At 53.2% G+C, this 26,884-nt stretch carries 29 protein-coding genes; 4 read left to right on the top strand and 25 right to left on the bottom strand.

Features of this window, described 5'->3' with window-relative positions; genetic code table 11:
- Positions 1-11 precede the first annotated feature (11 nt).
- From CWE14_RS01010 to prmB, 4 genes are all read right to left on the bottom strand, one after another.
- A complete protein-coding gene (locus CWE14_RS01010; protein ID WP_126797673.1) occupies positions 12-2,825 on the bottom strand; it encodes a S9 family peptidase in 2,814 nt (937 codons plus the stop codon).
- 75 nt (positions 2,826-2,900) lie between these two features.
- Positions 2,901-4,112, bottom strand: a complete 1,212-nt coding sequence (locus CWE14_RS01005) for an MFS transporter (RefSeq protein ID WP_126797672.1) — start codon at positions 4,110-4,112, stop codon at positions 2,901-2,903.
- Positions 4,109-5,200, bottom strand: coding sequence for a chorismate synthase (aroC, locus tag CWE14_RS01000; RefSeq protein ID WP_126797671.1), 1,092 nt, complete (start codon positions 5,198-5,200; stop codon positions 4,109-4,111). Before aroC ends, CWE14_RS01005 begins: the two co-directional genes overlap by 4 nt.
- A 30-nt stretch (positions 5,201-5,230) precedes the next feature.
- A complete protein-coding gene (prmB, locus tag CWE14_RS00995; RefSeq protein WP_126798138.1) occupies positions 5,231-6,139 on the bottom strand; it encodes a 50S ribosomal protein L3 N(5)-glutamine methyltransferase in 909 nt (302 codons plus the stop codon).
- 99 nt (positions 6,140-6,238) lie between these two features.
- Here prmB and smrB point away from each other — a divergent pair, with 99 nt between their 5' ends.
- A complete protein-coding gene (gene smrB / locus CWE14_RS00990) occupies positions 6,239-6,787 on the top strand; it encodes an endonuclease SmrB (protein ID WP_157981760.1) in 549 nt (182 codons plus the stop codon).
- Between the two features lie 22 nt (positions 6,788-6,809).
- Here smrB and sixA read toward each other — a convergent pair whose 3' ends face one another.
- Genes sixA through CWE14_RS00975 form a run of 3 tightly spaced genes read right to left on the bottom strand, consistent with a single transcriptional unit; the run spans position 6,810 to position 8,112 of the window.
- The gene (sixA, locus tag CWE14_RS00985; RefSeq protein WP_126788299.1) at positions 6,810-7,325 is read right to left on the bottom strand and encodes a phosphohistidine phosphatase SixA; all 516 of its coding nucleotides are present in this window, start codon (positions 7,323-7,325) and stop codon (positions 6,810-6,812) included.
- 11 nt (positions 7,326-7,336) lie between these two features.
- Complete coding sequence (locus tag CWE14_RS00980) at positions 7,337-7,678, bottom strand: RnfH family protein (protein ID WP_126797670.1); 342 nt, start codon at positions 7,676-7,678, stop codon at positions 7,337-7,339.
- Complete coding sequence (locus tag CWE14_RS00975) at positions 7,678-8,112, bottom strand: type II toxin-antitoxin system RatA family toxin (RefSeq protein ID WP_126788301.1); 435 nt, start codon at positions 8,110-8,112, stop codon at positions 7,678-7,680. The genes CWE14_RS00980 and CWE14_RS00975 overlap by 1 nt, the downstream gene beginning before the upstream one ends.
- 130 nt (positions 8,113-8,242) lie before the next feature.
- Here CWE14_RS00975 and smpB point away from each other — a divergent pair, with 130 nt between their 5' ends.
- Entirely contained in the window at positions 8,243-8,719 is a 477-nt protein-coding gene (smpB, locus tag CWE14_RS00970; RefSeq protein ID WP_126797669.1) for an SsrA-binding protein SmpB, read from the top strand.
- Between the two features lie 8 nt (positions 8,720-8,727).
- Here the strand turns inward: smpB and CWE14_RS00965 are convergent, their stop codons facing one another.
- The 12 genes from CWE14_RS00965 to queE form a co-directional block, all read right to left on the bottom strand.
- Positions 8,728-9,171, bottom strand: a complete 444-nt coding sequence (locus CWE14_RS00965; protein WP_157981759.1) for a tetratricopeptide repeat protein — start codon at positions 9,169-9,171, stop codon at positions 8,728-8,730.
- A 5-nt stretch (positions 9,172-9,176) separates the two neighbouring features.
- A complete protein-coding gene (locus CWE14_RS00960; RefSeq protein ID WP_126797667.1) occupies positions 9,177-9,530 on the bottom strand; it encodes a DUF192 domain-containing protein in 354 nt (117 codons plus the stop codon).
- Positions 9,518-10,282 carry a type II secretion system F family protein gene (locus CWE14_RS00955; RefSeq protein ID WP_126797666.1) on the bottom strand — a complete coding sequence of 255 codons (765 nt, stop codon included), beginning with the start codon at positions 10,280-10,282 and terminating at the stop codon, positions 9,518-9,520. Before CWE14_RS00955 ends, CWE14_RS00960 begins: the two co-directional genes overlap by 13 nt.
- Positions 10,279-10,938: a type II secretion system F family protein gene (locus tag CWE14_RS00950; RefSeq protein WP_157981758.1), complete on the bottom strand. Its 660-nt coding sequence runs from the start codon at positions 10,936-10,938 to the stop codon at positions 10,279-10,281. Before CWE14_RS00950 ends, CWE14_RS00955 begins: the two co-directional genes overlap by 4 nt.
- Positions 10,928-12,214 (bottom strand): TadA family conjugal transfer-associated ATPase, encoded by a 1,287-nt coding sequence (locus CWE14_RS00945; RefSeq protein ID WP_198676505.1) that lies wholly within the window; start codon positions 12,212-12,214, stop codon positions 10,928-10,930. Before CWE14_RS00945 ends, CWE14_RS00950 begins: the two co-directional genes overlap by 11 nt.
- Before the next feature lie 32 nt (positions 12,215-12,246).
- A complete protein-coding gene (locus CWE14_RS00940) occupies positions 12,247-13,308 on the bottom strand; it encodes a pilus assembly protein N-terminal domain-containing protein (RefSeq protein WP_198676504.1) in 1,062 nt (353 codons plus the stop codon).
- A gap of 5 nt (positions 13,309-13,313) precedes the next feature.
- Positions 13,314-14,108 (bottom strand): Flp pilus assembly protein CpaB, encoded by a 795-nt coding sequence (cpaB, locus tag CWE14_RS00935; RefSeq protein ID WP_126797662.1) that lies wholly within the window; start codon positions 14,106-14,108, stop codon positions 13,314-13,316.
- On the bottom strand, positions 14,105-14,686 hold the full coding sequence (locus CWE14_RS00930; RefSeq protein ID WP_126797661.1) for a hypothetical protein: 582 nt from the start codon (positions 14,684-14,686) through the stop codon (positions 14,105-14,107). Before CWE14_RS00930 ends, cpaB begins: the two co-directional genes overlap by 4 nt.
- The gene (locus tag CWE14_RS00925) at positions 14,674-15,333 is read right to left on the bottom strand and encodes a hypothetical protein (RefSeq protein WP_126797660.1); all 660 of its coding nucleotides are present in this window, start codon (positions 15,331-15,333) and stop codon (positions 14,674-14,676) included. Before CWE14_RS00925 ends, CWE14_RS00930 begins: the two co-directional genes overlap by 13 nt.
- Positions 15,330-16,547: a hypothetical protein gene (locus tag CWE14_RS00920; protein WP_126797659.1), complete on the bottom strand. Its 1,218-nt coding sequence runs from the start codon at positions 16,545-16,547 to the stop codon at positions 15,330-15,332. Before CWE14_RS00920 ends, CWE14_RS00925 begins: the two co-directional genes overlap by 4 nt.
- Positions 16,537-16,797, bottom strand: a complete 261-nt coding sequence (locus CWE14_RS00915; protein ID WP_126788313.1) for a Flp family type IVb pilin — start codon at positions 16,795-16,797, stop codon at positions 16,537-16,539. The genes CWE14_RS00920 and CWE14_RS00915 overlap by 11 nt, the downstream gene beginning before the upstream one ends.
- A gap of 114 nt (positions 16,798-16,911) precedes the next feature.
- Entirely contained in the window at positions 16,912-17,580 is a 669-nt protein-coding gene (gene queE, locus CWE14_RS00910; protein ID WP_126797658.1) for a 7-carboxy-7-deazaguanine synthase QueE, read from the bottom strand.
- Between the two features lie 65 nt (positions 17,581-17,645).
- Here queE and queC point away from each other — a divergent pair, with 65 nt between their 5' ends.
- Positions 17,646-18,335 carry a 7-cyano-7-deazaguanine synthase QueC gene (queC, locus tag CWE14_RS00905; protein ID WP_198676523.1) on the top strand — a complete coding sequence of 230 codons (690 nt, stop codon included), beginning with the start codon at positions 17,646-17,648 and terminating at the stop codon, positions 18,333-18,335.
- Here queC and nagZ read toward each other — a convergent pair.
- Positions 18,310-19,323, bottom strand: a complete 1,014-nt coding sequence (gene nagZ / locus CWE14_RS00900) for a beta-N-acetylhexosaminidase (RefSeq protein WP_126797656.1) — start codon at positions 19,321-19,323, stop codon at positions 18,310-18,312. The genes queC and nagZ overlap by 26 nt on opposite strands.
- 124 nt (positions 19,324-19,447) lie before the next feature.
- Between nagZ and CWE14_RS00895 the strand changes: the two genes are divergently transcribed.
- Positions 19,448-20,863 carry a S41 family peptidase gene (locus CWE14_RS00895; protein ID WP_126797655.1) on the top strand — a complete coding sequence of 472 codons (1,416 nt, stop codon included), beginning with the start codon at positions 19,448-19,450 and terminating at the stop codon, positions 20,861-20,863.
- A gap of 44 nt (positions 20,864-20,907) precedes the next feature.
- On the opposite strand, the gene CWE14_RS00890 is transcribed toward CWE14_RS00895, so the two are convergent.
- The 5 genes from CWE14_RS00890 to CWE14_RS00870 all read right to left on the bottom strand — a co-directional run bounded on the left by CWE14_RS00890 (position 20,908) and on the right by CWE14_RS00870 (position 26,876).
- Positions 20,908-23,217, bottom strand: a complete 2,310-nt coding sequence (locus CWE14_RS00890) for an acyl-CoA dehydrogenase (RefSeq protein ID WP_126797654.1) — start codon at positions 23,215-23,217, stop codon at positions 20,908-20,910.
- Between the two features lie 44 nt (positions 23,218-23,261).
- A complete protein-coding gene (locus CWE14_RS00885) occupies positions 23,262-23,912 on the bottom strand; it encodes a TetR/AcrR family transcriptional regulator (RefSeq protein ID WP_126797653.1) in 651 nt (216 codons plus the stop codon).
- A 112-nt stretch (positions 23,913-24,024) separates the two neighbouring features.
- Positions 24,025-24,888: a 3-deoxy-8-phosphooctulonate synthase gene (gene kdsA / locus CWE14_RS00880; protein ID WP_126797652.1), complete on the bottom strand. Its 864-nt coding sequence runs from the start codon at positions 24,886-24,888 to the stop codon at positions 24,025-24,027.
- Positions 24,889-24,918: 30 nt separating this feature from the next.
- Positions 24,919-25,302, bottom strand: coding sequence for a SirB2 family protein (locus tag CWE14_RS00875; protein WP_126797651.1), 384 nt, complete (start codon positions 25,300-25,302; stop codon positions 24,919-24,921).
- An 80-nt stretch (positions 25,303-25,382) separates the two neighbouring features.
- Complete coding sequence (locus CWE14_RS00870) at positions 25,383-26,876, bottom strand: DUF3369 domain-containing protein (RefSeq protein WP_126797650.1); 1,494 nt, start codon at positions 26,874-26,876, stop codon at positions 25,383-25,385.
- Positions 26,877-26,884: the final 8 nt, after the last annotated feature.

The raw sequence follows: 26,884 nt of genomic DNA, 5'->3' as shown, positions 1-26,884 counted from the left end.
ACCTGCCCGGTTCACTCAGCATACTGCTGAAATGGCATGCCTTCGACCCACCATTCAGGTGCCGGTTCGCCCTTCAGATAATGATCGAAGAACTCGAGCATTTTAATCGTGTAATCAATTTTATTGGCGTAACGTTGCAAATGGTGCGGTTCGTCTTCGTAATGCAACATCACCACCTCTTTGTCCAGACGGCGCAATGCAAGATAATACTCGATCCCCTGCTCCCATGGAACGGCCCCATCGGCATCCCCAAACTGGATCAGCATAGGTGTATTGATCTGATCGGCAAAAAACACCGGTGAGTTTTCAATATAGGGGTCAAGATCCTCATACATGCTGGGCCCGATCCGGCTCTGTCCGGTTTCATACTGAAACTGACGGGCGAGGCCACTCTGCCAGCGAATTCCGGTATAGGCGCTGGTCATATTCGACACCGGGGCGCCGCTGACTGCAGCCGCAAACATGTCCGTTTCGGTGACCACAAATGCCGACTGGTAACCTGACCAACTATGCCCATGCAAACCTATTGCCTCCGGATCTGCAATACCCATGTCGATCAACTTTTCTACCCCGGGAACCAGTGACTCGGTTGCGCTTGGTCCAGGTGCGCCCATGCGGAAGCGAATATCCGGTAAAAAGACCACATAGTCCTGGCCAACATAAAACGGGAAGTTCGGGCGATGATTTACCTTCATCTGATTGAAGTGGTAGAGCCGCTGTGAATACTGCTCGTAGTAATAGACCATCACCGGGTAGGTGCGTGAGGAGTCATAGTCATCCGGCTTGATAACAATCCCCTGCAAGGTTTCGCCATCCTCGATTTGCCAGTCGATAAGCTCAGCGTTACCCCACTTAAACTGATCTATTTGTGGGTTTACCTCGGTCAGTTGCAAGGGTTGGTCGAAATCCAGAGTAGCCGACCAGACATCCGGAAACTGGCGGAAATCTTCTTCAGTAAACAGAATCCGCTGTTGCTCGTCACTGTAATCCACATAGCGATAGCGCTTTTTGTCTTGCAGCAGGACCTCGAAGGCGCCCGACGCTAAATCAAGCTGATAGAAGCCATGGTATTTTTCACGGTCACTGTAACTTTCAATCAATAACCGCTGGTCGCTGGCGAAGCCGGGTTCGTCATTCAGTGCTCTGACCCGGTAGTGCATTTCCTGTTCGCGCCCGTTAGGGGTTAGCTTAACCGCGTTGCCGTCCACCGAAAGCTTCCATATATCGTAGCGGTCATAAGCCAGGAAGGCACTGCTATCATCAAGCCAGCCCGCAACACCGTAACTGGAGGCTTCCATCGGCCGATCATTTTCTTCATCAACCCAGGATACTGTTACCTCGGTAGCGACTTGTTGCTGACTACCATCCTGGCTGTCAAAAATGTAGTAGGCGTCGTCATTCTGATACGCCACATAGCGCCCGTCCGGTGACAGGCTACCGCGCTCGTTGCTGCGCACCTGCGACACCACCCTCTGCCGCTCACCACTGTCGAGGTTTACGTGGTCGATGTCATGGTAAAAACCATCCCAGCTGATTTGACGAAGATACGGCCGCGAGTTACTGACCAGCTGTGCCGTGGCGTGCTCGGTCTGACGCCAGTTGTCCTCAATATCATCGCCCAGCAGCACCACCCGGCCCTGCTCAACCCATACCACCGCAGGGGTAGTTGCTTTCTGGCTATTCTCGTAGCTTTGTCGTTGGTGAGTAATAACTCGCTCATCATCGCCATGCCAAACCTGCAGACGCCGGTCGTCCAGTAAACGGTCCAGACTGTACAGCTCATCATAACTCGTCGGCGTTGCCAGAGGTTCAGCAGATGCTGCAGGTAACGGCTGGTAGCCGATGAAAATCCGCGCATCGTCTTCACTCCAGCTCGGCGACTGATGCTCACTCAGAAGCCAGCCTTCGCGTTCACTTTCAATCCTTGTTAGTCCTGGCTGACCATACTGCCATAGCTGCAACTCTTGCGCTGCGGGCGCCTGTTCAGGGTCTGCTTCGCCCTGAAGAAACGCCAGGGCATCGCCTGCATGGTTGAACGCCAGCCCGCTGAACGCGATGTCGCTGGCGTCTGCTAGCTGTAAGCGGCTGTGGTTGGTGGTATTCATCACCCAGAGGCTGGTGGTGTCATTGTTCTTTACGGTGTAGGCAAAACGAGGCCCTGCTTGCGCCACCTGAAAAGCACTCACCTGCTCTATCTGCTGTTGTTCACCATCACTCAAACGTAACAGGGTTAAGGTCTGAGTGCTGGCTGCGCTTTTTTCCTTGTTACTCTTTGTTTCGGCATTCTCAGCTTCGTCAGTGGCGGCTTGATCATGGTTCATCGATAACATCAGCAGGTAGTCACCATCACCCGTGAAGGCAAAGCGGGCCACCCGCGAAAACTCCTGTTGTTCGCCATTCTCGGTATCGATCAACACTAAATCGGTCTCTTTCGCCCGCTTTTTCAGTTCATCATCCGCATCATCAAACTCCGCCTGTTCGCGGGTTAACAGTGACGGTCGCTGACGAAAGGCTACATAGCGACCATCTGCATTGAGCTGCGGCTGATCCGCACGTTCTGCCTCAAACTGCTCGCCGCTCAGCACATTGACCACATAACCGACCGGATCGCCGTAGTCCGGCACAGCACTGTAGGCAAACCAACGTCCATTGTCGCTCAGCACCGACTGCTCGATTTCGCGAAACTGCATAATATCCGTTAACTGCAACGGTCGCTTCTCGCTTTCCGCCAGGGTGACGGAGGGGGCCAGTGAAAAGCTCGCGCCGGCAACCGCTAAGGTCAGGCAGGCCAATAATCGGCTTCGTCTGCGCATCAATGTGCTCATAGCATTCTCTCTTAGTATTTATTATCTGGTTATGACATTGGTGGCTACGATTATCGCTGATACAGCACCCAGTCGCTATACCCTGGTCTGGTGCTCAACGCCTCGATTGCCCCGCTCAGCGCGCATAAACAAACACAGGCAAGCGCCAAGCAACGCCGCCATCGCCGCCAGCATAAAACCTAGTTCGGCTCCTGCATGCTCCTGCCAGACCAGACCTGCGCCCCAGGCACCCAAGGCACCGCCGGCTCCAAATCCGAAACCAACATAAAACGACTGGCCACGACTTTGTTCGTTCGCCGGAAAGTGCTGATGAATAAAGCGAATCGCCGCCGCATGGTGTAGAGCAAAACTGAATGCATGCAGGCCTTGCGCAAACAGCAACCACCAGAATACTTCAGCAAGCTGCGACATCAGTCCCCAGCGCAGCGCGGTTACCAGCATGCAGAATATAAGAATGCGACGCACCCCATGGCGCACGACCAGTTTTCCCGCAATCAGGAACATCCCCACTTCCACTGCGACCCCAAAGGCAATCAACAAGCCGACCGCATACGGGGCATAGCCCAGGTAGGTCAGATACAAGGCGAAGAACGCATAAAAAGGTGCGAAGCTGGCTTGTAATAATGTGGTTGAAAACAGGAACGCGATGAAAGGACGTTGGCGTATCCGCTTCCAGATAGAGCCAGTATGTTCAGGACGGGTATCGACGTGCTGTGCCTTAGCAGGCTCATATAAACGGCTCACACTGAGTAACAGCAGTGCAACCAGAATAGCGCTGTAGATCGGGAACCGGTGTGCACCGGTAGCGGCAAGCAATTCACCGATAACCAGCGATACCGCAATAAAACCGAGGCTACCGCCAACCCGGATTCGTGAGTACATTTCGCTTTGCTGGCCTAAGGTGCTCAACGCGAGCACTTCCAGCTGCGGCAAAATAGCAGCCCAGAACAGGCTCATCAGGCCCATTGTCAGTGCTACCCACCAAAAACTTGATGACCATAGCAACGCGACAAAAAGCACTAATCCCGCGCAGGCACCGATGCGAATAAAGGGTAAGGTTTTGCCGGTCTTGTCGGCCAGTGTGGCCCATACAGGCGGACCGAAGATGCGGCAGGCCGTAATGATCGCTATCAGTTCGCCGATTTCGCGTGAATTAAAACCGACGGCGTCGAGGTACACTGCCAGATACGGCACAAACGCCGCCAATACCGCAAAGTAACAAAAGTAACTAACTGTCAGCAGACGGCTTTGTCGGCGCGCCTGCGGTTCTAGTGCTGCAAAGCTCATTCGACGGTCGGCACTTGTCCGTTCGCTGTCAGTACTGAGTTTTGCCCGCGATGACGCAGATAATGATCAAGCAACGTTATAGCCAGCATCGCTTCTGCAATAGGGACAGCGCGTATCCCAACACAAGGGTCATGGCGGCCTTTAGTGACCACTTCACATTCACTGCCATCGCGGCGGATACTGCGCCCCGGAATGGTAATACTGGAGGTCGGTTTAAGCGCAATTTCAGCAATCACCGGCTGTCCACTGCTAATCCCGCCAAGCACGCCGCCTGCGTGGTTGGACAAAAAGCCGGAAGCATCCATTTCATCCCGATGCTCGCTGCCGCGCTGCTCGACAACCGCGAACCCATCACCAATGGCGACGGCTTTTACCGCGTTAATGCTCATAAGGCTATGCGCCAGGTCGGCATCGAGCCGGTCAAACACCGGTTCACCCCAGCCCGCCGGCACGCCATGGGCTTCCACCCGGATTCTGGCCCCAACCGAGTCACCTGCCTTTTTTAACTGGCGAATGCTCTCATCTAATAAGTCCAGTTTGCTACTATCCGCGAAAAAGAATGCATTCTGATTCACCTGCTGCCAGTCAAACTGTTCAGCATTGATATCGCCCATCTGCACCATCGCACCACGAACTGAAACCCCGAGGCCGGCAAGGACCTGCATCGCGATTGCGCCCGCCGCGACGCGAATCGCGGTTTCACGTGCCGATGAGCGTCCACCGCCACGGTAATCACGAAAACCGTACTTGGCATCATAGGTGTAATCCGCATGTCCGGGACGGTAGGTATCCTGAATATCACTGTAATCACGCGAACGCTGATCGGTGTTCTCGATCAGCACGCCAATCGGTGTGCCTGTGGTTTTACCCTCGAAGACACCGGACAAAATACGGATCTGATCGGCTTCCCGGCGGGCTGTCGTGTAACGACTTTGGCCAGGCCGGCGACGGTCAAGTTGCGCCTGAATATGCGCTTCCGACAGTTCAATTCCGGGCGGGCAGCCATCAATAACACCGCCGATAGCTACACCGTGGCTTTCACCAAAGGTGGTTACCCTGAACAATTGACCAATACTATTTCCCGCCATGGGAGCCCTCGAATCTATACATAAAGGAATTTAAAATGCGTCAGCGTGCGCCACTAACTGGTCGCGGGTGAGCAGGAATACGCCCTCGCCGCCCTGTTCAAACTCAAGCCAGGTAAAGGGAACCTGCGGCCATAACGCTTCCATGTGCACCCGGCTGTTACCGACCTCGCAAATTAGCATACCGCCCTCATTCAGCTGGGTCGCACCTTCGCGCAGAATACGGCGCACCAAATCAAGACCATCATCGCCCGCCGCCAGCCCAAGCTCGGGCTCGTGGTGGTATTCAGCCGGCAGATCTGCCATGTCTTCTGCATCAACATACGGGGGGTTCGTTATAATCAGGTCATAACGCTCGTCTTTAACCGCATCGTAGCCGTCTGAGCGCAACGGCGTGACCTGGTGTTCCAGGCCGTGCTGCTGAATATTACGTTCACAGACCACCAGCGCGTCCTCACTAATATCAACCGCATCGATGTCCGCTTCCGGGAAGGCATACGCGCAGGCAATAGCAATACAGCCGGACCCCGTACAGAGATCAAGAATACGCTGCGGCGATGTCGTCAGCCACGGCTGGAAGCCTTGCCCAATCAGTTCAGCGATCGGTGAACGTGGCACCAGCACCCGCTCATCGACGTAGAACGGCAACCCAGCAAACCACGCCTGATGGGTCAGGTACGCAGCGGGCACACGCTGGTCAATACGTTTTTGCAGTAGCTGCCACAGACTCTGCTTTTCAAAACCGGTCAGGCGGCACTCCATAACCTGCGCCAGCTCTGCAAAATTCAAAGCGGTGACGCTGGCCAATAATAAATTCGCTTCTTCCCAGGCATCGGCTGCGCCATGACCAAAAAAGACCTCGGCCTGGTTCATCTCCGTCACCGCATAGCGCTGCCAGTCACGGATGGTTTTCAGCTCAGCGGCCAGCTCGTTAAAGTTCATTGACTCCACAGAATTTCCTTACCAGCTAATTTTACTCACAGGCAATGCCCGAGTACTATATGAATGTCTGTAAGATTACCTGAAAACAAGGGGATATTCATGCCTGACGATGCCAACTTAAGCGATGACGAGCGTAATCTGTTCCGTCAGGCGGTCGTGGGTGTGCAAAAATTATCCACCAATGACCGTACCCCACCGGCCAAACCGCAGCCACAAGTTGTCAGTAAACGCGCCCGAGCTGCCGCGAAACGGGCTGCAGGAGAACAGGCGCGGGAGCATGCAAGTTATCCGTTTTCCTCGCAGTTTGAACCAGCCCTTCCTGAAGGCACCATGAAATATACCGCTGCAGATGCCAATCCGTATCTTGCCAAGCAACTACGGCGCGGCGATTTTGCCCCGGAACTGGTAGTCGATTTACATGGGTTGACCCAGATCCAGGCGCAACGGGACCTGGCAGCGGCGATTATTCAATGCCGACGCGACCAGGCTCATTGTCTGAATGTTATTCACGGAGTCGGCACAGGTGTGTTACGCCAACGGGTACCAGGCTGGCTGATGCAACACTCTGAAGTGCTGGCGTTCCATCAGGCTCCACTGGAATGGGGTGGTCAGGGCGCGCTACTGGTATTACTGAAAACCGATAATTAGAAAGAGGTGCAAGAGCGGCCGTTTAAGCGCCGCTCATAGTCGGTTCCGGAGGAGCGGTCATCGATTGCAGATCACCACGCATTGCCAATGGCTCGATATCCAACACCGCAATACCGGCAGTCGGAAACAGCGGTGCCTGTACTTTTTGGTCAAGGTAACTAACCAGATAACACACAAAGGGCATGTGCGAGACCACTAAGACCGTTTCGGCTGGTTCAACCTGCAACCTGGCCAGTAATGCGCTGGCGAATGCTTCCGGATCGGACGACGGTGTCACTTCATCTGACGTTTCACGCAGCTCAATCGGAATTTCATCGCTAACCAGATCCAACGTCTGCTGCGCTCGCACCAGCGGGCTGGCAATCGCCAGATCAAGTTTCGGATAATGTTCGCTCAGCCACTGCGTACTCGCTCTGACTTCATCTTCACCGTAGGAAGTAAGCTCACGAGCTTCGTCCGACGTATAAGACGCTCCACCCAGCAATGCCGAAGCCTGCTGTGGTGCTGCTTCACCATGGCGCATAATAAACAGCTTCATATGCTACTACCTCATTTGCGCTTGTCATCCGGACGTCCGCCGGTAACTTTATCTGCACGACCTTCTAGTTTGGCTTTCTCAGCCCGACGGCGACGGATCTCTTTTGGATCAGCAACCAACGGACGATATATTTCTATACGGTCACCGTTACGCGGTTGGTCACTAAGTTTGCACGTTTTATTCCAAATACCAACCGCATTCTTTGTCAGGTCGATGTCATCAAAATGTTGCATTATGCCACTTTGCACAATGGCATCTTCCACGGTGGTGCCCCCAGCAACCTGAACAACCATAATTTTCTGCCGCTCAGGTAAGCCATACACAACCTCAATGGTTAGCTGTTGTTCGTTCATCAGCCGTAAACCACTTTGGCGCGTTTCGCAAAGGCATCTACCATACGTCGGTTCACTTCGTTAAAAACTTTACCAAAAGCGAACTGCAACATACGACTGGAGAATTCAAAATCAAGGCGCAAAATCACTTTACAGGCCTTGCCATTGTCCAGCGATTCAAAGTACCAGGCCCCTTGCAGCGCTTTAAAGGGACCACTGATTAATTGTAAATCAATGCGATGCGGCTCATGTAGCTGGTTTCGGGTGGCGAAGCTCTGTTGAATGCCAGCTTTGCTAATTTGCAGTTCAGCGTCAATCTGAGCGTCCTGCTCAGCAAGAATGCGGGCAGCAGAACAACCCGGCACGAATTCCGGATACGCCGGAATGTCGTTCACCAAGTCGAACATTTGCTTGCAACTGTACGGAACCAGTGAGGTCCGTTCAATCTGTGGCATAATGATTACCTTGCAGCTGAAAATAAAGCGCGCATTTTAGCGGTTTTGTAGGCTATCGCCTACACCTGAGATGAGTTAATTTCACACCCCGCTCTCTTCCCTGTGCGCCAAGGATAGGTATAATACGCCCATGAGTAAAAAGAAAAAACCAGCATCCAATACCATCGCGCTGAATAAGAAGGCGCGCCACGAGTATTTTCTTGAGGATAAATTTGAGGCTGGCCTTGCCCTGCAAGGCTGGGAAATCAAAAGTATTCGCGATGGAAAAGTAAATTTATCAGACAGTTACGTAATCATCAGAGACGGTGAAGCCTACCTGTTGGGCACTCAGATCCAGCCTCTCAATACGGCATCATCGCATGTCGTCTGTGACCCTGAGCGGACGCGTAAACTTTTATTAAAAAAGAGAGAGTTATCCACCCTGATCGGGAAAACCGAACGGGAAGGTTATACTTTGGTCGCAACCGCCATGTACTGGAAAAAATGTTGGGTAAAACTGGAGTTTTACCTGGCTAAAGGTAAAAAGTCCCACGACAAGCGCGATAGTATCAAAGACCGCGACTGGGCCCGGCAGAAAGAGCGCATGCTGAAACACGACGTGCGTTAAACTGCCCCTTATTGCATAGCAACCCCCTGAACTTCCAGTAACCATCCAATCAGGGGCTCAAAGTCATCATCCTGATGTCGCATTCCTTGTAATAAGGTCTGCGTCGCCAGCCTGATATGAACCAGGGCCAGGTTGTGCCATATTGCAGCTTGCTCTGGCTTATACAATGCCGCTTGTTGATAAGCATGCTGTGCCGCCGCATACTGGCCGCTGCGCAGATGAATATTCGCCAGCAGAAACCAGCTGTCTGCGTCACGCTGGTGAATACTCAAATTACGCCGCAGCATACTCTCCGCACTGATAAAATCACCACTTTGATAAGCCCGTTGAGCACTTACACGTAAACTCACCGGGTCCACAGCTTCGCGCCTGTCGTTTGGTATACTCTGGCAGGCCGCTAAAAAAGTCAGCACCATTGAGAGTATCAGATACCCCAAAGTTCTCGTTTTCATCAGTCTCATCCTTGAGTGTGGTGGATTATACATTGATCGCCCGGCTGCACAGTCAACTGCTTACAGCGTAGTTCAAGCACCTGACAAGCCTTGCCACACCAGCATAGGCTGTCCGGGCTAACCTTATGCTCGACCCGTATGCAAACGCCGTTTTTGTCCATCCAAACCAGATCAATCGGCATGCGCATCGCAATGGTATGGATGCATCTGGTTCGCGCCAGCCAGATGGCGTTAATATCTTGCCGCTGCTGATAACCAAACCAGCCGCGTAACCGAGCGATAACACCAGCCGCCACTACAACCCCTTGGAGGGGTTGCGTCGGTAGACCGAGAGGGCTGACAACGGTCACAATTGCCATAGTAACTTCCCTGCCAAAACCACGATCAATACCAGCAAGGTGCTGGGAAATATAAAAAGCATCAATGGCAGCATCAACTTAACCGGTATTTCCATTGCCTGCTGTTCTGCCCGCAGGAACAATTCCTGTCGTCGTTGCGCCGCTTGCGCGAACAAAATCTCGGCCAATCCGGCACCGCTTTGTTGTGCATGCTGCACCGCACTGCTGAACAGGCGCAGCTCGCGCACCGGAAAGCGACTGGCAAAGTCCACCATCGCAGCATTCAAACTGTCGCCGGCTTTCACCTGGTTAACAATGCGTTGCATTTGCACGGTCAGCGCTGTGCGCTGATTTTGCCCACTCGCCCGCTGTAAACAGGTTAACAACGGCAAGCCTGCGGCCAGTAACATCGCAATCAGTTCAAGATGGTTAGGTAACTGCGCCACCAGTAACGCCTGGTAGCGACGCTGACGGCGTACTCTGTCACGCTTCAATAGTAGGCAAATAAGCGCGATTAGGATTGCTGTCAGCAGTCCATAATACCCTGCGCCCAGAGCACTGCTCGCCACCCCCAGCAGCAAACTGAGCCGACCCAGCCCGGTGACGCAAAGAGTTCGCAAGTCGACCGTGGACACTGGGGCTGAACCAAGTTGACCCAACCAGACCAGTAGTTTACTGAGGTGCCGCAAGAGCGGAGCCCACGGCAGCATGACTATACTCAACGCCAGCAAGACCACACCTGACCACAGCAAGGGATCGCCAGCGACCGTCATAGAATCACCTGCAACCGGGTTAGTTTGCGAATCAGCCAATAGCCAGTCGATAACATCAGCATTAAAACTGCAAAACTGAGCCAACCCAACGGGTGCCGACTCAACGCCAGCATTGTTGGCGTTTCCAGCGCTGCTAACGCCAGAAGCATAAGGATCGGCAGCCCTGTCATCACCTTCGCCTGCATCTTTCCCTGACTGGCCAGTGCTGCCACCCGTCGCTGCAGGATTTGCTTCGCCTGCATACTGTCGGCCAACTGCCTTAACACTCGCGCCTGCTGACCACCGTGCTGTTGCGCTAGTTTCAGAGCGACCACAACCCGCTCCAGATCTGCCAGTGGCATTCGCTTGAGCCAGTCCTGCATGCACTCATCAATGCTGTGACCAAGCCGCAACTGGGCCAGCAGCATGGCAATCTCATCCTGCAGCGGAGCAGTACTTTCTTTTTGCACCATTTGCAAATTTGCCAGCAAGGCATTTCCACTTTCCAGACCCGCCTTTATCAACACCAGCGCGTCCGGCAATTGCTGCAAAAACTGCTGTGACCGACGCCGCCACCTCACCCGTGCAATGAGCTGACGAGCGCCCTCCACAATCGCGATTGTCAGCGAACCCGCGGCAATAAAGCAGAGACCGTTAAGCAACCATTTAATCCACATCAGCGTATTCGTCATGGGGTAGGATGCAGTCCATGGCTGCTACCTTTTGAGCACCAGACAAGCGATCATAAAAGCCGGGAATATCGCCAGTTGCCTGGGCCAGCCAGCTCGAGACCTCATTAGCATGTCGACCCCTATATTGCGGAGCCAGGAAGATGTCAGCCAGGCTAATCACCTCGCCTTCTAAGCCCTGAACTTCACTCACTGCACTAATGAAGCGCTGCCCGCTACTGAGTCTTGAAATCTGAATAACCATATCTATTGCACTGGCGATCTGCTGCCGGATCGCCAGCAACGGCAAATCCATTCCCGCCATCATTACCATAATTTCCAGCCGACGCAGACCATCGCGGGGCGTATTCGCGTGGAGCGTCGTTAACGAACCGGCATGGCCGGTATTCATCGCCTGCAACATATCGAGGCTTTCGCCACCACGGCACTCCCCGACCACAATTCGGTCCGGCCGCATTCTTAACGCGTTAATAACCAACTGGCGAATACTGACTTCACCACGGCCCTCCTGGTTAGCGGGACGAGCCTCTAATGCCACCAAATGGTGATGATTGAGCTGCAATTCCGCGGAATCTTCGATAGTAATCACACGTTCATTTGCAGCTATCCAATTAGCCAGAATATTAAGTAAGGTGGTTTTTCCGGTGCCAGTTCCACCACATACGATGATATTCAGTTTGCTCTCGACAGCCAGGCGCAGGAACTCGATGAGCTGTCGGCTACAGCTTTTACTTTGAATCAAGTCACCGGCACCTAGTATCTGCCGCGAAAATTTACGGATCGTAATACAACTGCCGTCCACCGCCAGCGGCGGAATAATGACATTGACCCTGGCGCCACAACGCAACCGGGCATCAGTCATCGGGCTGGCTTGATCGACGCGGCGGCCCACGCCCGCGACAATGCGTTCGATCACTCGCCGCAGGGCGTCTTCATCAGCAAACGCGACCTCGCTTGGGTTCAGCTGTCCATGCCGCTCAACATAAACCTGCGATGGACCGTTGACCATAATCTCCGACACCTCAGGGTCCCGCAGTAATGGTTCAAGGGGCCCAAGCCCAATCAAGTCATCCAGCAGTCGCTGTTGAAGCACGTTACGCGCCTCTTCAGTCAATGATGACGACAACTGATGTTGCTGTATCAGCTGTTGCAACGCCGCTTTCAATAGATCGCTGAGCTGTTCATCACTCAGTGTTTCAACGGCAAGCTGTTGCGCCTTGATAAAATCACGCACTTGCTGCTGTAACTGTTGGTAGCTATCCATTCCACCACTCCTGTCCCGGCTAATTGGTGCATCTATAAATACGTCTGCATCCCTCGACATGGGATTCGTCGCAAGCGCTCTTCAATATCCTCCACATACTCGATTCGCCTGCGTTGTTGCCTAACGTCATCTGTCACCACCCGCGGCGTAATGAAAATGACCAGTTCAGTCCGCTGTTGTTGTTGCTGTTGATGACGAAACAAGCCTCCGAGTAAGGGCGTCCGTTCTGCTCCCGGCAACTGCTGCCATTGATGGTCCATTTGCTCACTACGCAATCCAGAAATAACAAAGCTTTCCCCGGGTTGCACCGCTACCACCGACTCAGTCCGTCGGGTCAGTAAACCTGGAATACCGGCAACACTTACCGCGGCATCAAGATTACTGACTTCTGTGGTCACCGCGGTTCGAATGCTGCCATCATCCAACTGCTCTGGCGCAATTGAGAGTTGAATGCCGTACTGACGAAATGCCACATCCATCGCTCCCTGCAAGTTGGTTTGTGGCAATGGTACTTCGCCCCCAGCCAGAAAATGAGCTTCCTCACCACTTTCGGTTCGCAGTACCGGACTAGCCAGCATTCGAGCGACCCCCTGTTCTGCCAGGGCATGTAACTGCGAGCTGAGCGACAATGCCAACCCTGCTGAGACGTAGTGCCCGGGAGGCAGCGATACGTCGGTCAACGCAGGCGACGTATCCACCCCTTGTGTCGCGGCGCGAAAGTGATCACCACCCGCCCAGTCGCTAAGTATCGCCAACGCGGGTCCGTTCACTACCTGCTGCCAACGCACGCCCAGGCTTTGTAATTGACGCTGCTTAAACTCCATCACCTGCACTTCCAGTTCAATAACCGGCACGGCAGCACTTGCCTCGTCTCGAGCACCCACTTCAACCCGATAGCGTAGATGCCCGCTGCCATGCCAAACCATAATCTGGCTATGGCCGGGCGCGATGCCGAGCAGCAACAGTTCATTGCTGGCGAGTTGACGCGCCTCGACAACCTCACCGTTAGCGACCGCCACTCTGGTGATATCATCGGGCAAGTCGAACACCTCAAGTTCGCCAACCTGTAAGAATACGCTGGCTAGTATTGCCATCAGCATCACCGCCAGACCCCTTCTGTCAGCGCCCGCTGAGACAGAGGCTCCACGCTTGGTTCAAAACCACGCCATTCATTAGCCTCCTCCATCCGACCGCCCACGATCCATTGCGTTTGTCTGCGAGTCACGGACAACGGCTTCGAATCTCCCGCGGAACGCAGCCACAGCTGTAATTTCCCGCTGCGCTGAGCGCGTTCTACCAATGCCATTTTTTCGACGGAAATAGCCAGGGTCACTGAACGCTCTGTTGCAGCATCGGAGAACTCCCATTGACCATCAACGGCCAATACAGTGACCCCACTTTCAATCACCTCCAACGAGGGTTCCTCCAGCGCAACCAGATCGACTTTATCGCCTAATCGCAGTAAGCCAGCATGGCTTTGTTCAATACCCGGCAACAAGGTAAATGCCCGCTGCCCCTCCAGCAACAGGTCGCTAAAGCGATTCTGTTGCTGCGGCGCCAGGTGCAACCATTGCAATGGTTGGCCCTGAGCCACAGGATGCTCAAGCAGACGGCCAAACAAGCTGGCCGCATGCTCTGCCCTGATATGGTCACTAGCAAGCCCAACTGCATTTACCCGGCGCAGGCTTAGCCATGCCGGCGTCAACTCGCTACCTGCGCTAAGTGGACGGTTCGCTACCACAACCTCAAGTTGCTCCGCTGGTAAATCGAGAGGAAGCGGAGCCTGCTGCAACTGACGTTGCAGATAAAGCTGCAGGAGGTATAAAGCCGCAATAGCGGCAGCTAATCCGCAACACAGTGGTAGCCAGAAGCTGCCGTTGAATTTCCATTTCATTGCACCTTTCCTTTGACATAAACAAGGTTAACCAGCCCACTCGGTTCGCGCTGAGCTGTCACAACGAACCGCTCAGCGTCAACATGCCATTGCATCACAAATCCGTGCTCGTGCTGTTGATGCATCATTAACAGCGCCTGGGTCTCGCGTTGCCTGCGCAATAACTGAGCCTGCAAGCGATAAAGCGGCTGACGGGTCTGCAGCAGGCTGACCTCGTCGGTGCCCTGCCGATATTGGCTAAACAGTTCAGCGCTAAAAGGAAGCTCAGGTTTAGCCAGATCCATCCGGCGTTCGCTTTGTATCCACAAAAACGTATCTTCATTCGGGATCAGGCTATACAGACTATTTTCGTCCAGACAGTACCAGTCGATTGCCTGCGGTGGACTGATAACAGTGCAACGGGGCCGATGGCTGGTACGCCACTCGAACGCTTCCGTTTGGCTGATTTGCAACTGCCAGATGTCCATTTGCATGCCTTGCGCCTGAACCTGCCTCAGCATAGGTGTTATTACCCAGTCCGCAGATAAGCCCGGATAGATGCTGAGCATCCAACAAACAGCGGGTATCAACGCGGCCATAACCGCTCACCCGGTTCAGTCACACAAGGGGCGCCAATGTCTCGATGACAGAGTGCATCGGCTGGCACAACATCCACATCAACGTGGCCCGGAACAAGTTGCTGGGGCCCCAGCTCCCTCGCCAACGGTAACATGGAAAGTCCTGACTGCAGGGTTCGCAGCCAATAGTTATCAAGCAAATTAGACCCTGTTAGCAGTGCAGGCCGACGCCGCAAATCATCCAGCTTACGAGGACTCCAGTCGTCACGTAAGCGCAAATATCGAACCCACTGTGAGTAACCAACATCCGCAATTTCCACATCCCACAAATTGTCATTGGCCATACCCAGCGAACTTTCGTAACGTGCCATGAGTTCAAACGGCTTGGTCGCAGTAGCAAACGGGTATTCATTACGGTTGTACAACACCATCCATTTACGCCAGTTCAGCCACAGATCCAACTCGTCGTTCCAATAAGCCATGTCCATCGCTGGCAGCGCCATTGCATTGCGCTCCTCCGCCTGAGCTAACGCCAGGTTAGCCAACTGCTGAGCCATACTTCGCTGTTCCAGCGCCTGCCATAACCGGGGCATTCCCCAGAATAGCAGCATCACCAGCACTGGCATCGCGACTACAAGTTCAGTCATCGCCTGCCCTCGTTGGTTCATACCTGCTGCTCCAGTAACCACTGCTCAGCAATGCTGACTGGAACCAGTCGTGCCTGCCAAAGCGCATTTAGCAGGTTGCTACGCTCGGTTAAGCGATCACGCCGTGGCCATAACTCTGTCGGGCGCTGATAACGGACCTGAGCGCGCGCTATAGCGAAAGGCTGTAACGGATCCGACGCCTCCCTTTCCCGCACCACCAGGGTCATACGAGGCCAGTCATTGTGGCTGTGGACACGATACAACGCAGGCATCGTCAATGACTGGGAAAGGCGCCGGCTGCGTAATGCAGTATTACGACTCAAGGCTCCACGAGCCGCATAAGCCCCTCCAAATGCAGTGGGTGCAACATACCCACTCACTGGGGGGCGTGCGCCTGCATAGCTGCCACCAGTTCCGACTGGCACGGTATAACGACGGAAGGGACCTAAGCGAACCCGCAATGTCGCCACGTCGATAGCCTGCACATGCAAACGCAGGTTATGCGTTGCGACCAGTTCAGTACCGCCCCATTTATCAAAGCGGGCACTGACGGCGCCGCCGATCCCAAACCAGCGATAGCTGCGCCGTTCACTAAAGCCATCCCGGCTTTGCTGCAGCAGCGGCTGATAGTAAGAGGCCAGCGCATCACGGTGCTGGTACGTTACCCAGCTATAGGCAAAATCAGGCAGCGTAGCGTGATTGAGTAAAACCAGTTGCAGCCGCTCATCTGTGCCCTCAACTATCTGCTGCGAGGTCTGTAGCGCGGTTGCCGCAGCGGCGGCATGGAAAAGCAATTGTGAGCTGCTTAACAGCTGAATGAGTAATACTTCTGCCTGGATTAACCCCTGCACCGCTCGATTAAATGGTTGCTGAATCTGCTGTAAGGTCTGTGCAAGTCGAGTCATAACGGCGTTCAGATAAGGTATCCAGCTGGTAACTAAGGCACTGTTTCGGGTCGTTTCGTTTAGCATCGCCAGGTAGCTGCTTAAGCCAACCAGTTGCGCTATGGCAACCTGATTGGCCAGCGCGGCGCGGTTGGTTACGGCTTTAAAGTTCAGGTCCCTTGCCACCACAATGGCAAACGCCTCCGTTGCATGATCGGCCACCTGCTGAATATGAGTTTGTCGCTGAGCACGCTGACCCAGTTCGGTCACCGCGAGTAAACCAAAGAACAAGCCCATCACGCATAGTAATAATGCGATGAGGGCCTGCCCTTTGTTCGCGCTAGTTACCATGAGTGGTTGCTTCATCATAATTGCCCAGCTGATAGTCGTCGTCAGCCAGCTCACTTGCCTGCTGAGCAGCGCCTTGCGCCGCGCTCAGCTCAGCACTGGCTGAGCGACCACTGATTTCCTGCGCGACACCTGCGACCTGATTACGAACTGACTTGCCAAGGAAGGAGTACACCCCGATAGCGGCGATAGCCACCAGCGCTAGTACGATAATATATTCGGTCATGCCCTGACCGCGTTGCAGACGTTTCATAACAAGCTCCCTGTGTTACCCGAGTCCACCATGGACTCTATAGGTATAGTCAGGAAGCCGTGTTCAGGCGATGGGGAAGTTGTACGTTATGACGTAAACAGAAGCGAAAAGCCGTTACTCAATAGCGAGGTATTTATGCAGCTGCACAGACAAACGCCAGTTCCGCTTGCGGCAGGTCTCGATCGCCAGTTCGGTAGCCCGTGGCCGCTGGCTGATAGGTTGCAGACAGATGGTGGTACCAGCAGCGACGGGGCAGCGTTCGAGTAAGGCATCGAGAGCATCAATGTGTTTTTGCATTGCAATCGGGTGCTTGATTTCGTTCGCCCGCGCCATCGCATCAGCGCGCACTTCGTAGCCGCCCGGCATATCAAGTTTCGGCGATACCGTAACCCAGGTCTGCGCACTGGTTTTAATTTCAAAGGTGCCGCTGGTTTCGATCTGGGTCTGGTAGCCGGTCTCGTGCAGCAATTCGGTCAACGCATTCAGATCATACATGCAGGGTTCACCGCCGGTAATCACAACGTGTTTCGCAGTAAAACCCTGCTGTTCAATCAGCTCCAGCACCGCCTGCTCACTCATTCCGGCCCAGCTCGGGCTGTCACCGGTTTTCATAATCAACTGCTCCGGCTTCACCTGAGCCTGGTTGTTTTTATCCCAGGTATGCTGGGTGTCACACCAGGGACAGCCCACCGGGCAGCCCTGCAAGCGCAAAAATATTGCAGCGACGCCGGTAAAAACCCCTTCGCCCTGAATCGTTTCAAATAATTCGTTCACTGCCAGCATACTGTTTTGCGCCACTAAATTCGGTAGAATGGGTTCAACTTTGTATTTTACCTGAGTAAGGCATGATGGCGCAAAATTCTAATCCGGCTACTAAGCCGCAACAGCAGACCGTAGTGGTTATTTATTCGGGCGGGATGGACTCATTCACCGTCCTTAACCGGGCGATTGCCGACGGTCATCAGGTGCATGCGGTGTCCTTTCACTATGGTCAACGCCACCACCGTGAACTCGAGTCGGCTAAGACGGTCTGTGCGCAGCTTGGGGTGCCGCATAAAGTCGTAGATATTCGCAGCATCAATACGCTGCTGGCAGGGTCGTCGTTAACCGATGACATAGACATTCCTGAAGGCGACTATGCCACCAGTAATATGACCTCCACCGTGGTGCCGAACCGCAATATGATCTTGCTGTCGCTCGCAATTGGCTATGCGGTGTCAATAAAAGCAGGCAAAGTGTATTACGGCGCCCATTCCGGCGACCATGACATCTACCCGGATTGCCGCCCTGAGTTTGTCGAGGCAATGAACGCCGTGAGTCAGCTGGCGAACTATGAACCGGTAGAGATTCACAGCCCTTACCTGGTGCAAAGCAAAGCGGATATTCTCGCCGACGGCCTGCGCATGGGACTTGACTATAGCCAGACCTGGACCTGTTACAACGGCCGTGACAAAGCCTGTGGCAAATGCAGCGCCTGCCGTGAACGACTGGCTGCATTTGCCGCGCATGGCATTACTGATCCGCTCGAGTACGAATAAGCTCTATCACCCGCTGGCCTTCCTGCCAGCTTGGGCTGTTATGTCGCTGGTCCCAGTTTAACCCACTGCGACCGCGCATAATGCCCAGATAATCCCGTTGCGGGGCTGGTATCCGTACTGAGTCCAGCACCTCAATAGCCCCCGCGCGATCATTGCACACCAGGATCATATCGCAGCCCGCATCCAGTGCACGCTCCGCCCGCTCCTGCATACTCCCCACTACGGTCGCGCCCTCCATTGCCAGGTCATCACTGAAAATAACCCCGTCAAATTTCAGTTGTTGCCGCAACACGGTCTGTAACCAGTGGCGCGAGAAACCTGCCGGCAGCGGGTCGACCTGACTGTAAATCACATGCGCTGGCATCACCGCCTGAATATCAGCGAGTAAGCCTTTAAACGGCATCAGATCAAGCACCGCGATGGCGTCAGGTTCACGCTCATCAATCGGCACCGCTATATGAGAATCAGCCTGTACCGAGCCGTGACCAGGAAAGTGTTTACCGGTCGCCGCCATGCCCGCGTGCTGCATTCCCTGTATAAACGCCCGCGCATAGGTTTCGATACCTTCAGGGCGGGCCGAAAATGCACGATCACCGATCACTTCACTGACACCATTTACATCCAGCACAGGTGCAAAACTGAAATCAATGCCACAGGCGAGCACTTCGCTCGCCATGAGCCAACCCATTTGCTTTGCCCACAGACAGCCTTCTGTCTCATTTTCCGCATAACGCTCGAAGCTGGCCATCGCCGGAATAGCGGAGAACTGTTCACGACAACGCTGCACCCGGCCACCTTCGTGGTCAATTGCTATCACCAACGGATTACGCGCATGTTCACGAATGCTCTGACACAGCGCCTGTAACTGCCGGGGCTCTGCATAGTTACGACTAAACAGGATCACCCCACCCACGCTCGGGTGTTGCAGTAATTCTTTGTCCTCAGCATCCAGTTCAAGCCCCTGGATATCCAGCATAACAGCGCTCATCGTTAATCCTTGTGTATCGCATCGTGGTTGCAAAGGGCGTTAGTATGCCAGAACTTCACAACGCTTGGCAGCGTCATCAACCTTAAGTATGATGTAAAGAAATTGTTTAAAAGGACTCTTTGCAATGAAAAAACTCTCTGTAATCGCCGCCACTGTGATGGCTTTAACTGCCTGTGGCAGTGATAGCAGCCCGGCCCCTACTCCGACCAATAACCCAACGGCCGACCAGTGCAGTGTTGAAGGACAGAATCAACAACTCATCGACAATTTGCGTCGCGATTATTTATGGAATGATCAGCTTCCTGACTCGATTTCTGCTTCCAGCTACGCCAGCCCTTATGCGCTTCTGGCTGACGTTGTACCGCCGCTTGACCGCTTTAGTTTTATGATAACCCGTCAGGAATATGAAGACCGTTACGTCAACGCAACCTTTTTCGGGCTTGGCTTTGGCTACGCCGTCGACCCCGAACGCGAAGAACTTCGGATTAACTATGTATATGAGAATTCGCCTGCCGGACGAGCGGGTATTACCCGAGGCGCGCTACTGACCCGAATCAATGACATTGATATGTCGACCTTTTTCAGTTCCGATTTATATGCCCGCATCGAGCGTGGTGAAGCTTCCTGGAATCAAGTCTTTGGCCCCAATCAGGAAGGCGCAGAGGTCAGTATTGAATGGCGCCGCCCGGATGGTACCCTGGACGATGGCGTGTTAGCACGTGAAGAAGTTGAAACCAATACCATTATGGCAGTCGAACGCTATGAACTCGACAACGGCGACCATGCTGGCTATTTCGTTTTCGACAGCTTTATTGACCGCTCCGCGCAGGACATCAATACAGCCATCGACCAGTTGGTTGCCGCCGGTGGCGTCGATGAACTGATTATTGATTTACGTTACAACGGCGGCGGATTGATTCGCATCGCAAATCAGATCGCCTCACAGGCCAGCTGGGACTTTGTAGAAAACGAAACCTTCCTTACCTTTAGTTACAATGATAACTATGCAGACGAAGAGTACCTGTTTGACCTCGGCGACGGCATCGAGCGACTTAATTTACCTCGCGTCGTGGTGCTAACCACAGGCGCAAGTTGCTCTTCCAGTGAGATTATTATTAATTCACTGGAGCCCTTTGTTGACGTGGTAACGGTTGGACAACCGACCTGCGGCAAGCCAGTCGGACAGAGCCCCACCCAAATCTGTGACAAAATGCTCTTTGCGATCAACTTTCAGACTGTCAATGCAGAAGGTGAAGGCGACTACTTTGATGGCCTGGCCCCTACCTGTTCGGCACAGGATCGAGCGATTACAGATTGGGGCGATTTGGAAGACCCGCTGTTAGCCGAAGCCTATCACTATTTGCAGACTGGTAGTTGCTCCGCCAGCGCCACAAGTATTCAGAACACGGATGCAGATATAGCGGCCGATAACTGGGGAGCGGCGCAAAGTGATTCAGCTCAGTCTGACTCGCAAACGCCGCAGTCAATCACCGACCGCAGTCGTAATCCTTTGTTAGAAAAATGGCGCCAACAACAATAGAGGCGCCATTCATTCCTGCATCAGGTGGGTCAATAAAGCCCTGGTTAATCCAGGGCTTTAAACTTTCCGTCTTTAACCCCTTCAAAGCTGAAGCTGTCCACCGCTATTGCGCTCATCCGCAGACGTTCACAATGGCGTAACTCAGCCGCCGTGCTTTGGTCAATAACCTCAGCCTGCAGCGCCGCATCGGCTAACGCATCGCCGTTAAGATCAGCACCAATCTGGCCCTTTTTCTGTGCTTTGCGCAGACGTTTGTAGACATCCTGCAGCTTAAACATTTTCTGGAAAGCCAGTTCCATATGCCCGGTCACATCGTTTTCATCATCGCGCCAGTAGCAGAGGAAGGTATGCCGATCGCGGGTTGCATCCGGGATCATCATTGCATCGCTGATTGACTGAGCATGAATGTCAGCGGGCGCTTTGTAATGGATACCAAAGGGGAAAATTAATACCCGTAGCAGACCCGCCATAATGCGTTGCGGAAAGTTCTGCAGGAAACCATCGAACGCCACCCCTATCTGATGCAGGTGATGCTCAAGTGAGTAGCGTACGAACGGCAGGTCAGCCTGCTGGCGACCATCATCTTCAAACCGCTTAAGCACGGCGGAGGCAATATACAAATGGCTAAGTACATCACCAAGACGCGCCGAGATCATCTCTTTGCGCTTCAGATCGCCGCCCAGAGTCAGCATCGCCACATCAGCACTCAGCGCCAGGCCGCGGCTCATCCGTGACAAATGCTGGTAGTAACGAGCGGTTTCTCCGCTGACGGGTGAGTCAGCAAAACGCGCGCCTGTCAGACCATGCCAGAATGCAGACAGCGTATTTCCGGCCGCAAAGCCTATATGCTTAATCAGTAACTGATCAAATTCCCGTAACCCGGCTTCTTCATCCGGGTTACCGGCCGCTGCCATCTCTTTCATTACATAGGGATGACACCGTGTGGCGCCCTGGCCAAAGATCATCAGGTTACGGGTCAGAATATTGGCCCCTTCCACTGTGATTGAAATTGGCACGCCCATGTAGTTACTGGCCAGGTAGTTACGCGGCCCCATCTGGATGCCTTTGCCGGCATGAATATCCAGTGCATCATTGCCAATGGTACGGCCCATTTCCGTCATATGGTATTTGGTCATAGCCGTCACTACGGACGGGCTTTGCCCTTCACACAATGCCGCAACGGTCAGCCGCCGCATCGACTCAACACTGTAGTTAAGGCCGCCAATCCGGCCCATCGCTGCCTGCACCCCTTCGAATTTACCAATTGGCAGACCAAATTGATGGCGCACGTAGGCGTAGGCGCCAGTCATCCGTTGTGCGACATGGCCTGATGCAGTGGCCAGTGCAGGCAATGAAATACCGCGTCCTGCGGATAGACATTCAACCAGCATGCGCCAGCCTTTACCTGCATAGTCCTGGCCACCGATAATCCAGTCCAGCGGAATAAAGACATCCTTGCCGTAGGTGGTTCCGTTCATAAAGGCTTGCGCCAACGGGAAATGACGGTCCCCGGTTTTAACCCCCGGATGCGAGGTCGGGATCAGCGCACAGGTGATCCCCAAATGCTTGCCACGGCCGAGATGCTCGTCCGGATCATCCAGCTTAAACGCCAGCCCCAGCACATCAGCAACTGGTGCCAGCGTAATGTAACGCTTGTTCCAGTTGAGCTTAATGCCGAGAACTTCGTTGCCTTCGTGCTCACCCTTGCAGATGACCCCGTGATCCGGAATGCTGCCTGCGTCCGAGCCCGCTTCCGGGCCGGTCAAAGCAAAACAGGGCACTGCGTCGCCATTTGCCAGTCGCGGAAGCCAGTAGTTCTTTTGTTCATCCGTGCCGTAATGGGTAAGAAGCTCTCCCGGACCCAATGAGTTCGGCACCATTACGCTCACCGCCACGCTCAGCGAGCGGGTCGCGATGCGACCAACAATGTGCGAGTTCGCCGCCGCTGAAAACGCCAGTCCGCCAAATTCTTTGCCGATGATCATCGCAAAGAAGCCTTCTTTTTTCAGGTAGTCCCAAATTTCTGGCGGTAAATCACGCTGTTGCATGACAATGTCGAAGTCATCGATCATCGCCAGCAAAGTTTCCAGCTGGTTGTCGATAAATGCCTGCTCATCTGCGCTAAATTTCGGATTGGTGGTTCGCAACAAGCGGTGCCAGTCGGGCTTGCCGGAGAATAGCTCTCCATCCCACCATACATCCCCTGCTTCCATCGCGTCTCGTTCGGTCGCTGATAACGGAGGCAACACTCGTTTAAAGAATGCAAATGCTGGTCGCGATATCAAACTTCGCCGAATATCGGGCACGCCAAGCACAATCGCTATCACTGCAATTAAAATTAACAGTACATACATACTGACACTCCTTTGGTTAATTATCTTTTCTGCGCAGAGGCTGTTTAAAGTCTAGCTGAAGCAGATACTTCTGCCGCCCCAATTCCAGCCGCAAGGTAGGGAATAAGCTTACCGACAATATCTTCCGCGGTGGCACTCTCGCCAAAGTCCGCTTGCGCAATTTCACTTAACGCCTGTCCGGAAACCTGAGCAAAAACGGTGGCCCCAAGAGTAAAGTGAAGACGCCAGAACAAGGTTGCCACACTCAGGTGCGGATTAGCCTGCTGCATGCAATGGAAAAACCGCTGCACTACATGACCAAAGTTCTGCATCGTAAAGCGACGCAAATGGCCCTGAATTTCACTGTAAGCATGGCCCAGTAAGCTGAGATAAATTTCCGTACCCAGTGGATTGATACGTTGCAGACTTAATAAGGGACCAACAAAACAACTCAGCACTTCTTCAGTCGAATTAATCCCTTCTTCTTCCAGTGTCTTAAGACGCTCATCCAGCTCTGGCATAAATTGCGCGTGGTAACGTTCCATGACCGCCTGGATAAGCGCTTTTTTGGAGCCGAAATGGTAGTTTACTGAGGCCAAATTCACATCCGCCGCACCCGTTATCTGGCGCAGGGAAGTTAATTCAAAGCCCTGATCGGCAAACAAGCGCTCAGCAGCGTTGAGTATTTTATCTTTGGTTTTGAGCACTTTCGCCATGGCTATGCGCCCCTATGTTTGATGGACTACGCCGATTAAAACAGGCGTTTAATTTAAACCAAAGCGGGAGAGAGAGCAAGGCAAGCGCACAGCACTTGCCTTAGTTAGACAATTAACGACTGGCGGAGGTATCCAGCGGTGGGAAGCTTTTTACCAACTCATCAACGGCTTTCATTTGTTGCAGATAGCCACGTAATTTAGTCAATGGAAGCGCGCAGGGACCATCGCATTTGGCCTGGTTTGGATCCGGATGGGCTTCAATAAACAAGCCGGCAATGCCCAGTGCCATTCCGCTGCGAGCCAGCTCGGCAGCCTGGGCACGGCGCCCGTCTGCAGAGTCCGCACGCCCGCCTGGACGCTGCAGCGCATGGGTGGCATCAAACATAACCGGCGCAAACTGCTTCATATCATCCATACCCAGCATATCAACCACCAGGTTGTTGTAACCAAAGGAGGAACCTCGTTCACATAAAATAACCTGGTCATTGCCGGCCTCTTTGAACTTGCCGAGAATATGACGCATTTCATGCGGAGCAAGAAACTGTGGCTTTTTCACATTAATGACCGCGCCGGTCTCAGCCATTGCCACAACCAGGTCAGTCTGTCGTGCAAGAAACGCCGGTAGCTGAATAATATCAGCAACTTCTGCCGCAGCAGCCGCCTGTTCAGGCGCATGAACGTCAGTAATAATCGGCACCTGAAAGGTACTTTTTATTTCCTCCAGGATTTTTAATCCCTCGTCTATCCCTGGACCACGAAACGAATGAATGGAAGAGCGATTGGCTTTGTCGTACGACGCCTTAAACACATAAGGGATATTCAGCTCGCGCGTCACTTCAACATAATGCTCAGCGATACGCATCGCCAGATCACGTGACTCCAGAACATTCATCCCACCAAAAAGCACAAACGGCAACTGGTTGGCAACTTCAACAGCGTTATCGCCCTGGCCGACCCGAATAATTGTTTGATTCATTTACTTGCCTGTCCTTAAAAATAATACAACCTACAACAACACGGCTGATTTACTCATAGCGACATGAATCAACCACAACCAGCTTGCCAGTGCCAGCACAAACGCCGGCACCCGAAGGGAGCGACTCATTCTGCCACGGAGCGATAAAACCATGATCACAGAAAATACGATATAGAGGATGAAAACAACTAGTTTCTCAGTCACCCAACTAGCTGCAAACGGCGACATGCTTAACGAAATAAGCATCCCCAAAATACTCACCACCAACAGAAAATCGACTACATGTGGCAGTGCTTTAAGCCATTTCTTATTCAAATTTGCCGCTCCTCGCATGCCATAGGCAAAACGCAGGATCAGAAACAACACAGTAAGAACGGCCATAGTCATATGTAAATGCTTAAACGCAGCGAACATCGGGTACACCTTTTGATTATTGTTATTAAGTTAATACGTAAGTTATAAAAAACTAAGAGTCAGTGGCTAAAAAAGCGCGTTCAGGGACGCGCTTTTTGCAGCAGTGAGGACAAATTCTGTTTCACCGCTTTTAGTAACTGCGGAGCAAAATGCCGGTTTCGTTCAGCGTCTAACCGCGCCAATAATTCAGCTTCGGTAAGGTCCTCCTGCGCCAGTTTGAACAGATGAAATGCAAGCACCAGCACCTGGCTTTCCATGGCAATGGCTTCACCTTGTTTACCTGCTGGCAAACCCAGGCCGTCCCAACGCTCAAGGCGCTCGTTTAAAGCCCGGTAGGCAATTTGCGCCACATCCGATTCTGCCATATGCAAGGGCCGGACTGCACGCTTTAAACGCTCCTGACAAGGGGAAACTTTGGTTGCTGGCTGATTATCCATCACCGCAAATAAACGCTCAGCACGTTCATACAAGGTCGCCGCTGTCGCAGTTTGCTGCACCCTGGCAGCGCCCATCTCTGTGGCCTGGGCCAGTTCATGGGTCATCCGCACATAAGCCGACTGCTTATCCAGCTGTTCAGCAACATGGGTTTGCTCAAGCTCCATCAGTCGAGCTACCAATTGCGCCAACAACTCATCAGTATCCTGCAAACACGTCACGTTATCGTGGGCCAGCTGAACATTGTCTGCAAACAGTTGCAGCAATTCTTTTTCACTATCACTGAGCGGCCGGGTTAAACCTGTCATACATAACAGCGCCCCTTGTGGGCGACATTGGCTCGGACAATAGGCGAGCACGAAGTCATCACCGTAATAGATGCCATGGGAGCGAACCACCTTGTCCACCTCGGGCAATACTTTTTTCGGTAACGCCGCTTTGATCTGCTGATTCATTAACTGATCGGCGTCTTCCCCATATGCTGCCCGAATTACCATCTGTTCCGGGTTTGGTGAACGCCCTGCCGTTGCATAGAGGGTTTGCCGCGCCCCTCCGATCACCCAACTCAATTGCTGCACCAGGCCATCGACAAAATGCTCCATCGACTGCAACGCAAACAGGTTGGTGGATGACGCGATAACTTTTTCCAGGCCGCGGCGGCTATGGTCAATGGAAATAATATCGCGGTAGGAACGTAAGCTCGACATAACCGCAGTAAAGAGCTTCTGCGCCGTCAGTTCAGTTTTAGATTTGTAGTCGTTAATGTCGTAATTGACGATGACTGTGCGCTCCGGAGCCTGACCAGGCTGGCCGGTGCGTAAAATGATGCGGGTGAAACGGTTGCCGAGCTCTTCACGAATAAACTTAGCAACATGCAGCCCAGCGTCATCACTTTCCATCACCACATCAAGCAAGACAATTGCAGCATCCGGGTGATTGGTGGCTAGCTCGCGTGCTTCTTCACCAGAAAAAGCGCTATGAAATTCAAGTCCACGACCAAGAAAGCTAAAATCACTTAAAGCCAGTTTGGTCACCGCATGAACTTCAGGCTCATCGTCAACAATCAGAATTTTCCAGTAGTCCTGGGGTAACTCCTGCTGCTGAACCGGTTCGTCAGCGAATAAAAATTGATTACTCATAGATTCGA

Origin of the sequence: Aliidiomarina soli (genome assembly GCF_003986975.1) — a bacterium.
GTDB classification, from domain to species: domain Bacteria; phylum Pseudomonadota; class Gammaproteobacteria; order Enterobacterales; family Alteromonadaceae; genus Aliidiomarina; species Aliidiomarina soli.
Note: the sequence above shows the minus strand (reverse complement) of the source record. Positions and strands in the feature narration are given on the sequence as shown.

What these genes read in the sequence shown, in the direction of transcription:
- kdsA (WP_126797652.1), bottom strand. Translation starts at nt 24,888, where the DNA reads ATGAATCAAACAATTATTCGGGTCGGCCAGGGCGATAACGCTGTTGAA.
- CWE14_RS00890 (WP_126797654.1), bottom strand. Translation starts at nt 23,217, where the DNA reads ATGTATGTACTGTTAATTTTAATTGCAGTGATAGCGATTGTGCTTGGC.
- queE (WP_126797658.1), bottom strand. Translation starts at nt 17,580, where the DNA reads ATGCTGGCAGTGAACGAATTATTTGAAACGATTCAGGGCGAAGGGGTT.
- CWE14_RS01010 (WP_126797673.1), bottom strand. Translation starts at nt 2,825, where the DNA reads ATGAGCACATTGATGCGCAGACGAAGCCGATTATTGGCCTGCCTGACC.
- CWE14_RS00945 (WP_198676505.1), bottom strand. Translation starts at nt 12,214, where the DNA reads ATGGATAGCTACCAACAGTTACAGCAGCAAGTGCGTGATTTTATCAAG.
- CWE14_RS00895 (WP_126797655.1), top strand. Translation starts at nt 19,448, where the DNA reads ATGAAAAAACTCTCTGTAATCGCCGCCACTGTGATGGCTTTAACTGCC.
- CWE14_RS00980 (WP_126797670.1), bottom strand. Translation starts at nt 7,678, where the DNA reads ATGAACGAACAACAGCTAACCATTGAGGTTGTGTATGGCTTACCTGAG.
- CWE14_RS00930 (WP_126797661.1), bottom strand. Translation starts at nt 14,686, where the DNA reads ATGGCCGCGTTGATACCCGCTGTTTGTTGGATGCTCAGCATCTATCCG.
- CWE14_RS00965 (WP_157981759.1), bottom strand. Translation starts at nt 9,171, where the DNA reads ATGAAAACGAGAACTTTGGGGTATCTGATACTCTCAATGGTGCTGACT.
- nagZ (WP_126797656.1), bottom strand. Translation starts at nt 19,323, where the DNA reads ATGAGCGCTGTTATGCTGGATATCCAGGGGCTTGAACTGGATGCTGAG.
- smrB (WP_157981760.1), top strand. Translation starts at nt 6,239, where the DNA reads ATGCCTGACGATGCCAACTTAAGCGATGACGAGCGTAATCTGTTCCGT.
- CWE14_RS00915 (WP_126788313.1), bottom strand. Translation starts at nt 16,797, where the DNA reads ATGAAACGTCTGCAACGCGGTCAGGGCATGACCGAATATATTATCGTA.
- aroC (WP_126797671.1), bottom strand. Translation starts at nt 5,200, where the DNA reads ATGGCGGGAAATAGTATTGGTCAATTGTTCAGGGTAACCACCTTTGGT.
- CWE14_RS00875 (WP_126797651.1), bottom strand. Translation starts at nt 25,302, where the DNA reads ATGTTCGCTGCGTTTAAGCATTTACATATGACTATGGCCGTTCTTACT.
- queC (WP_198676523.1), top strand. Translation starts at nt 17,646, where the DNA reads ATGGCGCAAAATTCTAATCCGGCTACTAAGCCGCAACAGCAGACCGTA.
- CWE14_RS00925 (WP_126797660.1), bottom strand. Translation starts at nt 15,333, where the DNA reads ATGAACCAACGAGGGCAGGCGATGACTGAACTTGTAGTCGCGATGCCA.
- CWE14_RS00960 (WP_126797667.1), bottom strand. Translation starts at nt 9,530, where the DNA reads ATGGCAATTGTGACCGTTGTCAGCCCTCTCGGTCTACCGACGCAACCC.
- CWE14_RS00920 (WP_126797659.1), bottom strand. Translation starts at nt 16,547, where the DNA reads ATGGTAACTAGCGCGAACAAAGGGCAGGCCCTCATCGCATTATTACTA.
- CWE14_RS00955 (WP_126797666.1), bottom strand. Translation starts at nt 10,282, where the DNA reads ATGACGGTCGCTGGCGATCCCTTGCTGTGGTCAGGTGTGGTCTTGCTG.
- sixA (WP_126788299.1), bottom strand. Translation starts at nt 7,325, where the DNA reads ATGAAGCTGTTTATTATGCGCCATGGTGAAGCAGCACCACAGCAGGCT.
- CWE14_RS00940 (WP_198676504.1), bottom strand. Translation starts at nt 13,308, where the DNA reads ATGGCAATACTAGCCAGCGTATTCTTACAGGTTGGCGAACTTGAGGTG.
- cpaB (WP_126797662.1), bottom strand. Translation starts at nt 14,108, where the DNA reads ATGAAATGGAAATTCAACGGCAGCTTCTGGCTACCACTGTGTTGCGGA.
- CWE14_RS01005 (WP_126797672.1), bottom strand. Translation starts at nt 4,112, where the DNA reads ATGAGCTTTGCAGCACTAGAACCGCAGGCGCGCCGACAAAGCCGTCTG.
- CWE14_RS00975 (WP_126788301.1), bottom strand. Translation starts at nt 8,112, where the DNA reads ATGCCACAGATTGAACGGACCTCACTGGTTCCGTACAGTTGCAAGCAA.
- smpB (WP_126797669.1), top strand. Translation starts at nt 8,243, where the DNA reads ATGAGTAAAAAGAAAAAACCAGCATCCAATACCATCGCGCTGAATAAG.
- CWE14_RS00870 (WP_126797650.1), bottom strand. Translation starts at nt 26,876, where the DNA reads ATGAGTAATCAATTTTTATTCGCTGACGAACCGGTTCAGCAGCAGGAG.
- CWE14_RS00950 (WP_157981758.1), bottom strand. Translation starts at nt 10,938, where the DNA reads ATGTGGATTAAATGGTTGCTTAACGGTCTCTGCTTTATTGCCGCGGGT.
- CWE14_RS00885 (WP_126797653.1), bottom strand. Translation starts at nt 23,912, where the DNA reads ATGGCGAAAGTGCTCAAAACCAAAGATAAAATACTCAACGCTGCTGAG.
- prmB (WP_126798138.1), bottom strand. Translation starts at nt 6,139, where the DNA reads ATGAACTTTAACGAGCTGGCCGCTGAGCTGAAAACCATCCGTGACTGG.